This window comes from Rhizobium sp. Root482 (genome assembly GCF_001426565.1).
In the GTDB taxonomy this organism is placed as follows: domain Bacteria; phylum Pseudomonadota; class Alphaproteobacteria; order Rhizobiales; family Rhizobiaceae; genus Pararhizobium.
Map to the genome: position 1 here is coordinate 131,012 of NZ_LMFA01000012.1, position 13,509 is coordinate 144,520.

The following is a 13,509-nucleotide window of genomic DNA, read 5'->3' on the forward strand; positions in this document are numbered from 1 at the left end:
CAAACGGCCCAACGGGCTGGATTCTGGCCAAAATACCGTTTTTCGCTGATGTGACAACCGATTTGTGCCGCATCCCTTTAACAGTCAGTCCTTTTTCCAATCCTTGAGCACGGCGAAGGGATTGGGGCGGGCATCATCCTTGGCCGTGCTTTCGATCCGCTCACCGAAGCTCACGCCCCGTTTGCGCGGATAGGGATCGATGGCAAGCGCTACATGCTCGGCCACCGTCACCCCGATATCGATCGTATCGCCGGAAAACGTGTCGGGAAGATCCGGGCCTTCCGGGTCGAGGATCATTTCGCCGCTGTCATTGGCGGCGATCCGCGCCAGCCGGGAACCTTCCGGCACGAAGATCGCCTCGACCGGCTCGTCGATCTCTGCGTCCACAGGGTCCAGCGTCACCACGCAGGCCTGGACGATCTTCGCCTGAACCCGCCCCCGGACCTTGACGCCGTCCTTCTTCCAGCGGGAAATCTGCAGGTCAGCCTCCAGCGACAGGACGTCCAGCACATCCCACAGCTGCGCCAAAGCCCGGCGCTCTGCGTCGTTCGCCGTAATGCGCACCGCAACGGCATTGGCGGAGATATGGCCGACCTTGACCGGGTAGGACAATGCAGGCTTTTCATCGTGGTTCATCGTCAAGTCCTCTTTCGGGCCGGCTTGTCGATGCGGTGCATGAGGCGACAGGCCGGCGGCGTCTCAGACCGCCGCCGCTTCCGGCAGGTCGATCCGGCCGGCTTCTACGATATCCTCGCCGGCCTGCGCAAGCTTGGCTTCGGCGGCCAGCAGATAGTCGGCCAAGCCTCGCATGGACGCTGCCTCCTCCCCGGCCTTCGGGTGGAAATTGCGCTGCAGTGCCGCCGCCAGTTCATCGCGGTCGCCGCGCTCCAGGGCCGCGGCATAGCTTTCCAGCCGGCCGTAGAACATCGAGGCCAGCTTCTTCATCCGCTTCGGTACGCCGACATCGCCGACGCCGAGCTCGCGGATCGAATGATCGACATCCTCGAAGAAGGCATCAATGATCTCCTGGGCAATCTCCTGGCCGGCACGGGCCGAGCCGCGAGTACGGCGGAAATAGAGGATCAGGCAGGCCGAAAGCATCTCGAAGCGTCCCATGACGGTATCGGGAACATCCATGTCCGTATAGAAAACGGGCCGCCGGGCTGCCGCCGTCAAAAGCGCGTACTGGCGCGCGACAATCGCCGCATTGCTGTTTTTTTTGCCAAACAGTCCGAATATCATCATAAAGCCCAAGTTTGACCGCTTCAAAATGCGCAGGCCCGCGCATCCTGTTATTGCATGATCGCTGAAGCTGGTTTACCGAAGCAGGCACGAAATGCAATGGCGCATCTGCCAGCGTTACCTTGGGGGAGATGTCGTTGACGAAACGGTATTTCAAGTCTGACATGAAATTTCTGAGCACTGTGGTTTTCACCCTGGCTGTTGGCGCGACGACGCTGTCCGGCTGCCAAACCGGCGATATGCTGAACACCAGCCAGACACTCAATCAGGGTTACGTGGTCGATGCCGAGACATTGGCCCTGGTGCCGGTCGGTTCCAGCCGCGAGCAGGTGCTCCTGTCGCTCGGCACTCCGTCCACCACCGCGACCTTCGATAACGAGGTCTTCTACTACATCTCGCAGAAGCGCCGTCGCGCCGTCGCCTTCATGAAGCCGAAGCTGATCGAGCAGAGCATCCTGGCGGTCTATTTCGACAAGGAAGGCGTCGTCTCGCAACTGGCGCATTACACGCTGCAGGACGGCAAGGTCTTCGACATGATCTCCCGCACGACACCGACCGGCGGCAAGGAAATGACTTTCCTCGGCCAGTTGCTGTCCGGCAACGGCATCGGCAAGAGCATGGCCCGCTCGATCTTCTCGGACGGTTCCGACTACGGCAAGCGATAAGCCGAAATCTCGCCTGGATTTGGAAAAGCCCGCGGATGACACTGTCTTCCGCGGGCTTTGTCTTATGGCCGATCGCTTGCAGGCGCGAGAGGCGCCTGCAAGCTCATAGTGTCAGGCAAGGACCGCCAGCAGCAACAGCGCCACGATATTGGTGATCTTGATTGCCGGGTTGACGGCAGGGCCGGCCGTATCCTTGTAGGGGTCGCCGACGGTGTCGCCGGTCACGGAGGCCTTGTGGGCTTCCGATCCCTTCAGGTGACGCGTGCCGTCCTTGTCGACGAAGCCGTCTTCAAAACTCTTCTTGGCATTGTCCCAGGCGCCACCGCCCGATGTCATCGAGATGGCGACGAAGATGCCGTTGACGATAACGCCGAGAAGCGAGGCGCCGAGGGCCGCAAAGGCGGATGCCTTGGAGCCGGAGATCAGCAGCACGCCGAAATAAACGACGATCGGCGCCAGCACCGGCAGGAGCGACGGCACGATCATCTCGCGGATCGCCGCCTTGGTGAGCATGTCGACGGCGCGGCCATAGTCCGGCCGGTCGGTGCCGGCCATGATGCCCGGCTTTTCGCGGAACTGCCGACGCACTTCCTCCACAACCGCGCTTGCGGCACGGCCGACGGCGGTCATCGCGATACCGCCGAAGAGATAGGGGATGAGACCGCCGAAGATCAGGCCGGCGACCACATAAGGGTTGGAAAGATCGAACGAAATCGTCCCGACATCGGCGAAGTAGGGATATTTGTCGCCATTGGCGACGAAATATTTGAGGTCGTTCGAATAGGCCGCGAACAGCACCAGGGCGCCGAGACCGGCAGAGCCGATCGCATAGCCTTTGGTCACCGCCTTCGTCGTATTGCCGACCGCATCGAGCGCGTCGGTGGATTTGCGCACTTCCGGAGGCAGGCCGGCCATTTCGGCAATGCCGCCGGCATTGTCGGTCACCGGTCCGAAGGCATCGAGCGCCACGATCATGCCGGCAATGCCGAGCATGGCGGTGACCGCGATGCCGGTGCCGAACAGGCCCGCGAGCTGGTAGGTGGCGATGATGCCGCCGACGATGACGATGGCCGGAAGGGCCGTCGATTCCAGCGATACGGCAAGCCCCTGGATGACGTTGGTGCCGTGGCCGCTGACCGAGGCCTGGGCGATCGAGTTCACCGGGCGCTTGTTGGTGCCGGTATAATATTCGGTGATGACCACGATCAGCGCGGTGACCACGAGGCCGAGAATACCGCAGATGAACAGGTTGAGACCGGTCACGTCCATGCCGTCAACGGTGCCGATCGAGCCCCAGCCGATGGTCAGCGAGGTGGCCGCGCCAAGCCCGATGATCGACAGAACCCCGGTCACGATCAGGCCCTTGTAGAGCGCGCCCATGATCGAACCGTTCGAGCCGAGCTTGACGAAGAAGGCGCCGATGATCGAGGTGATGATGCAGGCCCCGCAGATGGCCAGCGGATAGGACATGACGAGGCCGAGATTGGCACCGCCGGCAAAGAAGATGGCGGCCAGCACCATGGTGGCGACGATCGAGACCGCATAGGTCTCGAACAGGTCGGCGGCCATGCCGGCGCAATCGCCGACATTGTCGCCGACATTGTCGGCAATCGTGGCCGGGTTGCGGGGATCGTCTTCCGGAATGCCGGCTTCGACCTTGCCGACGAGATCGCCGCCGACATCGGCCCCCTTGGTGAAGATACCGCCGCCGAGACGGGCGAAGATGGAGATCAGCGAGGCGCCGAAACCGAGCGATACCAGCGCATCGATCACCTCACGGGACCCTACCTCGAGGCCAAGGCCTGCAGTCAGCACGAGATAGTAGATCGTCACGCCGAGCAGCGCGAGGCCAGCCACCAGCATGCCGGTGATGGCGCCCGACTTGAAGGCAATGTCGAGACCAGCCGAGAGGCTGACGGAGGACGCCTGCGCCGTGCGCACATTGGCACGGACGGAGACATGCATGCCGATGAAGCCTGCCGCGCCCGAAAGGACCGCGCCGATCAGGAAGCCGATGGCGGCCGTGACGGAAAGAAGAACCCAGGCACCGACGAAGACGACGGCGCCGACAATGGCAATGGTCTTGTATTGACGTGTGAGATAGGCCTGCGCCCCCTCGCGTATGAAGCCTGCAATCTCTTGCATGCGGGCATTGCCCTGATCGGCAGACAGCACCGATCGCGTCGCCCAGATGGCATAGACCACCGAAAGCAACCCGCATGCGATAACGCCCAGTAATATGGTCATTTCGCTCTTTCCTCCGTTTAAGCCCGCGGACTCACTCCGACCCACAGACCCCCAAAAAGCGCTGCGTGCCGTGCCTCCTCTTCAAGCGACGGCTGCATGCGTGGCGGCAGAGTGCTGTGGCGAATCACTATCGTCAAGCCCTGCCGCAGGGACAAAACCGCCTGTTTTGCGGGACTTAGCGGGTTTTCCGGGGAGAACGAGCGGAGGGCCGGTTTCAGGCCGTTCGTTTTGCGCCGAAACGCATCAAAAGGCCGATGAGGACGAGGCAGACCAGGGTGACGGGCCAGACGGCGGCGCTCAGCATATCCCAGCCATAGGCGGTCAGCACCTTGCCGGAGCCGAACGAGGCCAGCGCCACGGCGGTGAACAGGATGATATCGTGGAAACCCTGGACCTTGTCGGCCTCGTGCGGCCGGTAGCTGGAGGCGACGATCGCTGTCGCGCCGATGAAGCCGAAATTCCATCCCATGCCGAGCAGGATCAGTGCGCCCCAGAAATTCCAGAGCGCGATGCCGCTATGCGCCACCAGCGCGCAGGCCATGAGGATGAAGAGGCCACATGCAACGATCCTCTCGGCGCCGAAACGGCTGACGAGCATGCCGGTGAAGAAACTCGGCGCGAACATCGCCAGCACATGCCACTGGATGCCGAGCGTCGCCATGTCCTGCGAAAAGCCGCAACCGACCACCATGGCGATCGGCGCACCGGTCATCATGAAGCTCATCAGCGCATAGGTCGAGATACCGCAGATCATGCCGGTCAGGAAACGCTGGGTCAGAACGATCTCGCGCAGGGGTCGCGCCGGCGGGCTTGCAACCGCACCGGTGACCGGACGGAGGTCCGGCAAGCGCAGGAAGGCGAGAATGGCAATCGCCGCCAGGCAGGTCGGCACGACGGCGATGAAGGCGCCGGCGAAGAAGACGGGCGCCAGCATGTCCTTCGTCAGGATGACCAGTTGCGGTCCGAGCACGGCGGAAATCACCCCGCCGGCGAGAATCCAGGAAATTGCTCGCGGCTTGTAGAATCCAGGCGACGCGTCGGCGGCCGCAAAGCGCAGCTTTTGCGTAAACCCGCCGGAAATACCGGTGATGCAGAGAGCGAGCGCGAAAATCCAGAAATCATTTTCATAGAGCGCATAGGCCGCAAGCAGGCTGCCGCCTGCGCCCAGCGCCGCGCCGAGCATGAAGGCCGCCTTGCGCCCGAGCAGCCTGGAGGCGGCTGCGACGAAGATCGCGCCGAGCGCCACGCCGACTGTGAAGCCGGTCAAGGGCGCGGTCGCCAGTGACTTGTCGGCGCCGAGAAGCTGGTAGCCGGCGACACCGCCGACGGCAAAGACGATCGGACCGACGGTGCCGAGGATCGCCTGGACGGCGGTCAGCAGATAGACATTGCGGCGGGCCTCGCGCAGTTCAAGGTCCAACTCCTGTCGCTCGCCCGCCACCGCTGCCATGGCCCGTTCCTATTTCTTGACGTCGGTTCTGATCGTGCGGGCGATCCGGTCGAGAACGGCATTGACGAGCTTGGGCTCGTCCTCGGCAAAGAATGCCTTGGCGATCTCGACATATTCGGTGACGATGACGGCGACCGGAACATCCTTGCGTTCGACCAGTTCGAAGGTTCCGGCGCGCAGGATGGCGCGCACCGTGCTGTCCTGCCGGGACAGCGCCCAGTCGTCCTGAAGCGCCGTGCCGATCAGCGGATCGAGCGTGCGCTGGTCGCGCACCACGCCGGCGACGATCGAGCGGAACCAGGAGGCGTCCGCCTTGAGATAGGTTTCGCCATCGACTTCCTGACCGAGCCGGTGGGCTTCGTATTCGGCAACGATTTCCAGCACGCCGGTGCCGCCGACATCCATCTGGTAGAGGGCCTGCACGGCGGCAAGGCGCGCTGCACCGCGCTGGTTGACCTGCTTGATCGGCTGATCGGCCGCCGGATCGGCCGGGGGTTGGGAAGGAATATCGCTCACTGTTCGCCGCCTAGCTTGCTCTTCAGTTCGATCATGGTCAGCGCCGCACGGGCAGCAAAGCCGCCCTTGTCGCCCTCGCTACGGCGAACCCGCGCCCAGGCCTGCGCATCGTTCTCGACCGTCAGGATGCCATTGCCGATGGCAAGGCTTTCGCTCACGGCCAAATCCATCAGCGCGCGCGAGGATTCGTTCGAGACGATGTCGAAATGATAGGTCTCGCCGCGGATCACCATGCCGAGCGCGACGAAGCCGTCATATTCGGTGGCGCCGTTGTCGATGCCGTCGAGCGCCATGGCGATGGCGGCCGGGATTTCCAGCGCGCCGGGCACGGTCACCACGTCATAGGTGGCGCCGGCATCCTTGAGCGCCGATGTCGCACCGTCGAGCAGCGCATCGGCCATGTCGTCATAGAAGCGCGCTTCCACAATCAGGATATGTGGCTTGGATGTTTCGGACATAGTTCACCCGTTTGAAATTTGGGGCCGGACATCTCCGGCGCAGGCGGCGGTCAAATCATGCCGGCGGCGGGATGGCAAGCCTTTTTCGTTCGAACCCTGATTTGACGGGCATTTGCGACGAGCGCAAGCACAATCGCGCAGCCGCTTTTCAATCGGCCGGCCCGACTGTACGATTTGCCTGAACGAGGAGAAACACATGGCCGCCGACATCACGCCCGTCATCAATCCCGCAAGCCTCGAACTCGAGCACTGGCAGGAAGGCACGTTTTTCGAATCCCGCGACATTTCCTTCGGCGCCATGCTCGGCCTCACCAGTCTTGGCGCCGGTTACGGCGAGCTGCCGCCCGGAAAATCCGGCTGCCCGTTCCACAACCACCATATCGAGGATGAGCTTTTCATCATCCTCAGCGGCGAAGGTGAATATCGTTTCGGCAGCGCGCGCCATCCCGTCAAGGCCGGCGACGTGCTGGGCGCGCCGGCCGGCGGCCCGGAAACGGCTCATAACCTCATCAACACGGGTCGGGAACCACTCAAATATCTTAGCATCTCCACCATGGCCAAGGCCGAGATCGTCGAATATCCGGATTCCGGCAAGTTTTTGGCAAAGGCGCGCGGCGAGGACGGCAAGCCGCGTTTCCGCTACATTGGTCGCAGGGAGAGCGAGATCGATTATTGGGACGGCGAGCCGGGAATCTGATCTATGGCTTGGCAAGGCTTAACCGGAACCAAGCGAACACCATGCAGACCGTCACCACGATCGAAACCGAACGTCTTGTCCTTCGCCCCTATCGCCGCGACGATTTCAACGCCTATGGCGCGCTCTTTGCCAATCCGGAGGTCACCCGCTTCATCGGCGGCGTGCCCTTTTCGCGCGAGCAGGCCTGGACGCGCTTCCTGCGCCAGGTCGGCATGTGGCACTATTTCGGTTTCGGTTTCTTTGCGCTGCAGGAGCGCGAGACCGGCCAGTTCATCGGCGAGGCAGGTTTTCACGACCTGCACCGGGTGATCAGCCCTTCGCTCGAGGGAACCATGGAAACCGGCTGGGCTCTCTCACCCCTCTCCCATGGCCGCGGCCTGGCAACCGAGGCGGTCAGCGCAGCGCTCGCCTGGGGCGACCAGCACTTCCCGTCGCTGAAGAAGACCTGCATCATCGACATCGCCAACCTCGCCTCGCTGCGGGTAGCCGCGAAGCTGCAGTTCAAGGAAACCAGGCGAACGGTCTATCACGGCGCCCAGGTCATCCTCATGGAACGCTGAGGTCCATCATCGCGCTTCGGGTCGATTTTTTAGTAGGGAACGCGCATGCCGCTGGGGTCGGCGGCACCAAAATCAGGAATCGGCTGCGAACCCTGATACTGGGCATAGGTCGTATTGCCGTCGCCGGTGCTCGCGCAGCCCGATAAGGTCAAAAATATCGTTGCGACAGCGGTCATCAGAGTTTTGGCGGACATGGCTTTTTCTCCGGTTCAAACGAGCCTGTTTAATTGCCGAGAGAGCGAGATGTTCCCTTCCCTCAAGGCATATGACCGAACTGGCTGCCGAACGCCATGCCCTTGGCTGGTTAGCTCGCTGCCGACGCTGGAAACTCCGACAGTCTTGCGGCATAGCGCGCCATGGTGTCAACTTCGAAATTGACGAAGTCGCCGGCCTTGCGCTCCCCCCAGGTCGTCACCTCCAGCGAATGACGGATGAGCAGCACGTCGAACTCCGCGCCATCGACCGCATTGACGGTGAGCGATGTGCCGTCAAGTGCCACCGAGCCCTTCGGCGCGACGAATTTTGCCAGTTGCTCGGGCGCGCGCAGGCGGAACCGGGTCGCCTCGCCTTCCGCCTCGACCGAAAGGATTTCCGCCTTGCCGTCGACATGGCCGGAGACCAGATGGCCGCCCAGTTCGTCGCCGATCTTCAGCGATCGCTCCAGATTGATCGCCTCGCCCGCCTTCCAGCCCGAAATCGTCGTCAGCCGAAGGGCTTCTTCCCAGGCTTCGACTTCGAACCAGCGCTGGTTCGAGCCTTCCTCCGGCAGTACCGTCACCGTCAGGCAGACGCCGGAACAGGCGATCGAAGCGCCGATGTCGATGCCCTCGGGATCATAGCCCGTGGCGATGCGCAGCTTGATGCCCTCGTCGAGCGGCGTGATGGTTTCGACTGTGCCGATATCGGTGATAATGCCGGTGAACATCAGGGGGTTCTTTCATATTCATAGGTGTCGAGAAGATCCTCGCCGAACGTGTCCGTCCGCACATGGACGAAACCCACGGGGATCAATGTCCTGTCAATTGGGGATGCCACCCCCTCGACGCCAAGGGTGACGGCACCGGTAAACAACAGAATCCGGTCGACCAGCCCGGCATTGAGGAAGGTCTGCGCCGTCCGTGCGCCGCCTTCGACCATCAGCGAGGAAACGCCGCGCGTCGCCAGCGCCGTCAGGAGATCGCCGGGCGCCGTGGGATCGCATTCCACCAGCTCGACGCCGGCAGATTGAAGAGCGGCGCGGCGCTCGGCCAGGGTCGATTGCGCGCCACCCCCCTCTGTCCCGTTGGACATCTCCGTCTCAAAGGGGGAGATTGCTGGAACCGCAGGCTCGGCATTTACGGGAAGTCGCGTCACATCGGGGTCCACATCATTCTCCGGGCCAATCCTCTCCTTTGAGGCGGCGATGTCCCGGCGGGGCAGAGGGGGGTGCTCTTCATCATACTCCGACGACAGTTTTTCGAAGGCCGGATCGACAACCGCGATCACCGGAACGGTTTCCGCCGTCCGCACCAGCTTCGAGCCCAGCGGCAGTTCCAGCCGCGGGTCGATGACGATGCGCAGCGGCGAGCGGTCCTCGAGATCGGGCAGGCGGCAGGTCAGTTCCGGATCGTCGAGGATCGCCGTTCCGATGCCCACGAGGATGGCATCCGTTTCGGCGCGCAGGCGATGAACCTGTTCCCGGCTTTCCTTGCCGGTGATCGGCACCTGCCCCTGCCCCTTGAGCCCGATCATGCCGTCGGCGGAAACCGCAAGCTTGAGCGTCACATAAGGCCGGTTGTCGCGCTTGCGCATGAGGTAGCCTTCAAGCTCCCGTTCGCCCGCCCGCTCCATGACGCCGGTGTCCACCGTAATACCGGCATCGCGTAACCTGGCGAGCCCTCGCCCGGCCACGCGCTGATCAGGATCTGTGACGGCGACGACGACCCGGGCAATGCCGGCGGCCACCAGCGCATCGGCGCAGGGCGGGGTCACGCCGTGGTGCGAACAGGGTTCGAGCGACACATAGGCTGTGGCGCCCTTCGCCTGTGTCCCGGCCATCGCCAATGCCTGGGTTTCCGCATGCGGCCGGCCGCCGGGTGCGGTCACGGCGCTGCCGACGATGTTCGGGCCATTGCCGTCGTTGCGGACGATCACGCAGCCGACCGAGGGATTGGAGCCGGTGGCGCCGAGATTGCGATGCGCAAGCCGCAAGGCCTCCGCCATGAACCGCTCGTCTTCCGCCCTGTCCGTCATGCCCCTGCCTCCATTTGTCCGATCTCAGCGTCAAACACCGCCTTTCGGCGGCATCGGCCCGTCGCGATCAGGCGCCGGGGTCGCGCGCGATCTTGGCGCTGATTTCGGCGATCACCTTTTCGAAATCGTCCGCATGGGAGAAATCGCGGTAGACAGAGGCATAGCGCACGAAGCCCACGTCATCGAGCGCCTTCAGCGCTTCCAGCACCTGCAGGCCGATCTCCTCGGAGGGGATTTCCGTCTCGCCGGAGCTTTCCAGCCGGCGCACGATACCGGACACCGCCCGCTCGATCCGGTCGCGATCGACCGGCCGCTTGCGCAGCGCGATCTCGAACGACCGGAGCAGCTTGTCGCGGTCGAACGGCGCCTTGCGGCCGGTCTTCTTGAGGATCATCAGTTCGCGCAGCTGCACCCGTTCGAAGGTCGTGAAGCGGCCGCCGCAATCCGGGCAGATGCGCCGTCGGCGAATGGCGGCGCCGTCCTCTGCGGGACGGCTATCCTTCACCTGGCTGTCTTCCGATCCGCAATAGGGGCAGCGCATCCGTTCGCCTTACATATAGGGGTACATCGGGAAGCGGTCGGTCAGCTTGACCACCTTGTCGCGCACGCTGGCTTCGACAGCCGCATTGCCTTCGTCCGAATTGGCCACCTTCAGCCCGTCGAGGACCTCGACGATCAGGTTGCCGATCTCGCGGAATTCGGCTTCCTTGAAACCGCGCGTCGTGCCGGCCGGCGTGCCGAGGCGAACGCCGGAGGTGACGAAGGGCTTTTCCGGATCGAACGGGATGCCGTTCTTGTTGCAGGTGATATAGGCGCGGCCAAGGGCGGCCTCCGCCCGCTTGCCGGTGGCGTTCTTCTTGCGCAGGTCGACCAGCATCAGATGGTTGTCGGTGCCGCCCGAGACGATGTCGAGACCGCCGGCCACCAGCGTTTCCGACAGCGCCTTGGCGTTCTTGACGATCTGTGCGGCGTAATCCTGGAATTCAGGCTGCAGCGCCTCGCCGAAAGCGACCGCCTTGGCGGCGATGACGTGCATCAGCGGACCGCCCTGAAGGCCCGGGAAAACGGCCGAATTGAACTTCTTTGCCAGATCCTCCTCATTGGTGAGGATCATGCCGCCGCGCGGGCCGCGCAGCGACTTATGCGTCGTGGTCGTGGCCACATGGCAATGTGGGAACGGCGACGGATGCTGGTTGCCGGCAACGAGGCCGGCGATATGGGCCATGTCGACCATCAGCCAGGCACCCACTTCGTCGGCGATCTCGCGGAAACGCTTCCAGTCCCAGATGCGCGAATAGGCCGTGCCGCCGGCGATGATCAGCTTGGGCTTATGCTTGCGGGCGCTCTCGGCAACCGCGTCCATGTCGAGCAGATTGTCGCCTTCCCGCACGCCGTAGGAAACGACGTTGAACCATTTGCCGGACATGTTGACCGGCGAACCATGCGTCAGGTGACCGCCGGAATTGAGGTCGAGGCCCATGAAGGTGTCGCCCGGCTGCAGCAGCGCCAGGAACACCGCCTGGTTCATCTGCGACCCCGAATTCGGCTGGACGTTGGCGAAATTGACGCCGAACAGCTTCTTGGCGCGCTCGATCGCCAGTTCCTCGGCGATATCGACGAACTGGCAGCCGCCATAGTAGCGCTTGCCCGGATAGCCTTCGGCATATTTGTTGGTCATGATCGAGCCCTGCGCTTCCAGAACGGCGCGCGAGACGATGTTTTCCGACGCGATCAGCTCGATTTCATGGCGCTGGCGGCCCAGCTCCTTTTCGATGGCGCCGAAAATATCCGGATCGGTATCGGCAAGAGAACGGCTGAAGAAAACATCGGTGGCGGCGGCGGAAACGCTCATTCTCAAAGCTCCTCGAGAGACGGTTGCACGGTGTTTACCGTCCTCGCATGGCAAGGGCAATACGGGCTATGCGATTTGCGCCATTTCCCCCATTCGCCGCGCCGGGCATGAACAGGGACCACAACGCGAAAGGCCGCGCATCCAAAGGATACGCGGCCCCGAAAGAACTGACGGCATTCGTCTTATTGCGGCGGAAGGACCGATCCCGCATCCTGCTCGATGCCGGTCGTGGTCTGCAGCGCCAGTTCCTGCGCGCCGTCCATCTGGTAGATATCGTCGCGGAACTGCACGACGCCGTCCTTGGCCGCCCAGGCGGTGATATATTTGAAATAGACAGGAACCTCCACCGCCAGCTTGATCGGCGAATTCTGGCCGGCGCGGATGGTTGCCTCGATCTGCTGGCGCGACCAGCCGGGCGTATCGCGCAGCAACCAGGTCGTCAGGTCGCGCACGTTCTGGACGCGCACGCAGCCGGAGCTCTCGAAGCGGGCAAGCTTGTTGAACAGGCCCTGCTGCGGCGTGTCGTGCATGTATTCATTGTTCGGGTTGTGGAAATTGATCTTCGTCGAGGCCATGGCATTGGTCTTGCCGGGATCCTGGCGGAAGGTCAGGTTCGGCGCCTTTTCGGCGTTCCAGTCGATCGTTTCGGGCGCCACCTCGTTGCCGCTGCCGTCGATCAGCCGGATCGAATTCTTCTTCAGATATTCGGGATCCTTGCGCATCAGCGGAACGATGTCCTTCTCGACGATCGAGCGCGGAGAGGTCCAGTAGGGATTGAGGATGACCTCGTAGATCTTCGAATTGATGATATGGGTCGGACGGCTGATGCGGCCGACGACCGCCGTGTGGCGCGTCGCCACGCGGCCGTTTTCCACCGCCTCGATATAGGCTGCCGGAATATTGACCAGAACGTAGCGGTTGCCGAGATCACCCGACATCGACTGCAGGCGCACCAGATTGGTATTCAGCTGCTGCAGGCGGACATCGGCGGAAATGTTCAGCGCCTTCAGGGAATATTCGCCGAGCACGCCGTCGGCGGGCAGGCCGTGGCGCGCCTGGAAGCGCTTGACCGCGCCATCGACATAGCTGTCGAAGGAATTGGAAATACCGGCGGAGCGTGGCAGGTCGCCGACGATCATCAAGCGCTGGCGAAGGGCCTGGACGGCGGGATCGGACACGCCCATTTCCAGGCGAGCACCTGCGGGATTGACCTGCGGCCAGCCGCCGGCCGAGGCGATCTGCTGGTACTGGCCGATCGCCGCCTGCGTATTGGCGAATGTGTCGATGCCGAAGATCGGATTGTTGGAAACGACGGCGGTGGCGCTGCGCGATGCCTTGGCGTCGAACTGGTCGTCCCACAGGCCGCGGCGGGGGGCATTGATGATCTCGTCGAGCGCATCCTGTGCGCTGGCGCCTCCGGCCCAGGCAGCGGCGCCGAAGGCGGCGGCCGAAGCCAGGAAGCTGCGGCGTGAGAAGGCATCAATTCCGTTTTTCTTCGACATGGTCCCTACCATCCAATGCTGCGGCACGTGCCTGCAGCGCTATCACGTATATGGTTAACAAACGTAAACCATAGTCGCAGCCGCCGTT

The 13,509-nt window shown here is 63.0% G+C and carries 15 protein-coding genes; 3 read left to right on the plus strand and 12 right to left on the minus strand.

What is annotated here, in order from left to right; genetic code table 11:
* Positions 1-84: 84 nt before the first annotated feature.
* Both ASD31_RS08645 and ASD31_RS08650 read right to left on the minus strand, forming a co-directional pair.
* Positions 85-636, minus strand: coding sequence for a YceD family protein (locus ASD31_RS08645; RefSeq protein WP_056331913.1), 552 nt, complete (start codon positions 634-636; stop codon positions 85-87).
* Between the two features lie 63 nt (positions 637-699).
* On the minus strand, positions 700-1,242 hold the full coding sequence (locus ASD31_RS08650; protein ID WP_056333108.1) for a ubiquinol-cytochrome C chaperone family protein: 543 nt from the start codon (positions 1,240-1,242) through the stop codon (positions 700-702).
* A 131-nt stretch (positions 1,243-1,373) separates the two neighbouring features.
* Between ASD31_RS08650 and ASD31_RS08655 the strand changes: the two genes are divergently transcribed.
* Positions 1,374-1,907 (plus strand): outer membrane protein assembly factor BamE, encoded by a 534-nt coding sequence (locus ASD31_RS08655; protein WP_056331916.1) that lies wholly within the window; start codon positions 1,374-1,376, stop codon positions 1,905-1,907.
* A 111-nt stretch (positions 1,908-2,018) separates the two neighbouring features.
* Here ASD31_RS08655 and ASD31_RS08660 read toward each other — a convergent pair whose 3' ends face one another.
* From ASD31_RS08660 to ribH, 4 genes are all read right to left on the minus strand, one after another.
* Positions 2,019-4,154: a sodium-translocating pyrophosphatase gene (locus ASD31_RS08660; RefSeq protein ID WP_056331918.1), complete on the minus strand. Its 2,136-nt coding sequence runs from the start codon at positions 4,152-4,154 to the stop codon at positions 2,019-2,021.
* A gap of 214 nt (positions 4,155-4,368) precedes the next feature.
* On the minus strand, positions 4,369-5,604 hold the full coding sequence (locus ASD31_RS08665; RefSeq protein WP_156392569.1) for an MFS transporter: 1,236 nt from the start codon (positions 5,602-5,604) through the stop codon (positions 4,369-4,371).
* Positions 5,605-5,613: 9 nt separating this feature from the next.
* Entirely contained in the window at positions 5,614-6,120 is a 507-nt protein-coding gene (nusB, locus tag ASD31_RS08670) for a transcription antitermination factor NusB (RefSeq protein WP_082520487.1), read from the minus strand.
* The gene (gene ribH, locus ASD31_RS08675) at positions 6,117-6,578 is read right to left on the minus strand and encodes a 6,7-dimethyl-8-ribityllumazine synthase (RefSeq protein ID WP_056331920.1); all 462 of its coding nucleotides are present in this window, start codon (positions 6,576-6,578) and stop codon (positions 6,117-6,119) included. The genes nusB and ribH overlap by 4 nt, the downstream gene beginning before the upstream one ends.
* Positions 6,579-6,774: 196 nt before the next feature.
* On the opposite strand from ribH, the gene ASD31_RS08680 reads away from it, so the two are divergent.
* Together ASD31_RS08680 and ASD31_RS08685 are read left to right on the plus strand one after the other, a co-directional pair.
* Positions 6,775-7,275 carry a cupin domain-containing protein gene (locus ASD31_RS08680; protein ID WP_056331922.1) on the plus strand — a complete coding sequence of 167 codons (501 nt, stop codon included), beginning with the start codon at positions 6,775-6,777 and terminating at the stop codon, positions 7,273-7,275.
* 41 nt (positions 7,276-7,316) lie between these two features.
* A complete protein-coding gene (locus ASD31_RS08685; protein WP_056331925.1) occupies positions 7,317-7,835 on the plus strand; it encodes a GNAT family N-acetyltransferase in 519 nt (172 codons plus the stop codon).
* A 29-nt stretch (positions 7,836-7,864) separates the two neighbouring features.
* Here ASD31_RS08685 and ASD31_RS26300 read toward each other — a convergent pair whose 3' ends face one another.
* From ASD31_RS26300 to ASD31_RS08710, 6 genes are all read right to left on the minus strand, one after another.
* Complete coding sequence (locus tag ASD31_RS26300) at positions 7,865-8,029, minus strand: hypothetical protein (protein WP_200952148.1); 165 nt, start codon at positions 8,027-8,029, stop codon at positions 7,865-7,867.
* Between the two features lie 110 nt (positions 8,030-8,139).
* Positions 8,140-8,760 carry a riboflavin synthase gene (locus ASD31_RS08690; RefSeq protein ID WP_056331927.1) on the minus strand — a complete coding sequence of 207 codons (621 nt, stop codon included), beginning with the start codon at positions 8,758-8,760 and terminating at the stop codon, positions 8,140-8,142.
* On the minus strand, positions 8,760-10,067 hold the full coding sequence (gene ribD / locus ASD31_RS08695; protein ID WP_056331928.1) for a bifunctional diaminohydroxyphosphoribosylaminopyrimidine deaminase/5-amino-6-(5-phosphoribosylamino)uracil reductase RibD: 1,308 nt from the start codon (positions 10,065-10,067) through the stop codon (positions 8,760-8,762). Before ribD ends, ASD31_RS08690 begins: the two co-directional genes overlap by 1 nt.
* Before the next feature lie 67 nt (positions 10,068-10,134).
* Positions 10,135-10,608, minus strand: coding sequence for a transcriptional regulator NrdR (gene nrdR / locus ASD31_RS08700; RefSeq protein WP_056331930.1), 474 nt, complete (start codon positions 10,606-10,608; stop codon positions 10,135-10,137).
* A gap of 9 nt (positions 10,609-10,617) precedes the next feature.
* Positions 10,618-11,919: a serine hydroxymethyltransferase gene (glyA, locus tag ASD31_RS08705; protein ID WP_056331932.1), complete on the minus strand. Its 1,302-nt coding sequence runs from the start codon at positions 11,917-11,919 to the stop codon at positions 10,618-10,620.
* A gap of 182 nt (positions 11,920-12,101) precedes the next feature.
* Entirely contained in the window at positions 12,102-13,421 is a 1,320-nt protein-coding gene (locus ASD31_RS08710; protein ID WP_056331934.1) for a L,D-transpeptidase family protein, read from the minus strand.
* Between the last annotated feature and the right edge of the window lie 88 nt (positions 13,422-13,509).

What these genes read in the sequence shown, in the direction of transcription:
- ASD31_RS26300 (WP_200952148.1), bottom strand. Translation starts at nt 8,029, where the DNA reads ATGTCCGCCAAAACTCTGATGACCGCTGTCGCAACGATATTTTTGACC.
- glyA (WP_056331932.1), bottom strand. Translation starts at nt 11,919, where the DNA reads ATGAGCGTTTCCGCCGCCGCCACCGATGTTTTCTTCAGCCGTTCTCTT.
- ASD31_RS08665 (WP_156392569.1), bottom strand. Translation starts at nt 5,604, where the DNA reads ATGGCAGCGGTGGCGGGCGAGCGACAGGAGTTGGACCTTGAACTGCGC.
- ribH (WP_056331920.1), bottom strand. Translation starts at nt 6,578, where the DNA reads ATGTCCGAAACATCCAAGCCACATATCCTGATTGTGGAAGCGCGCTTC.
- ASD31_RS08680 (WP_056331922.1), top strand. Translation starts at nt 6,775, where the DNA reads ATGGCCGCCGACATCACGCCCGTCATCAATCCCGCAAGCCTCGAACTC.
- ASD31_RS08645 (WP_056331913.1), bottom strand. Translation starts at nt 636, where the DNA reads ATGAACCACGATGAAAAGCCTGCATTGTCCTACCCGGTCAAGGTCGGC.
- ASD31_RS08710 (WP_056331934.1), bottom strand. Translation starts at nt 13,421, where the DNA reads ATGTCGAAGAAAAACGGAATTGATGCCTTCTCACGCCGCAGCTTCCTG.
- ASD31_RS08655 (WP_056331916.1), top strand. Translation starts at nt 1,374, where the DNA reads ATGTCGTTGACGAAACGGTATTTCAAGTCTGACATGAAATTTCTGAGC.
- ASD31_RS08660 (WP_056331918.1), bottom strand. Translation starts at nt 4,154, where the DNA reads ATGACCATATTACTGGGCGTTATCGCATGCGGGTTGCTTTCGGTGGTC.
- ASD31_RS08650 (WP_056333108.1), bottom strand. Translation starts at nt 1,242, where the DNA reads ATGATATTCGGACTGTTTGGCAAAAAAAACAGCAATGCGGCGATTGTC.
- ribD (WP_056331928.1), bottom strand. Translation starts at nt 10,067, where the DNA reads ATGACGGACAGGGCGGAAGACGAGCGGTTCATGGCGGAGGCCTTGCGG.
- ASD31_RS08690 (WP_056331927.1), bottom strand. Translation starts at nt 8,760, where the DNA reads ATGTTCACCGGCATTATCACCGATATCGGCACAGTCGAAACCATCACG.
- ASD31_RS08685 (WP_056331925.1), top strand. Translation starts at nt 7,317, where the DNA reads ATGCAGACCGTCACCACGATCGAAACCGAACGTCTTGTCCTTCGCCCC.
- nrdR (WP_056331930.1), bottom strand. Translation starts at nt 10,608, where the DNA reads ATGCGCTGCCCCTATTGCGGATCGGAAGACAGCCAGGTGAAGGATAGC.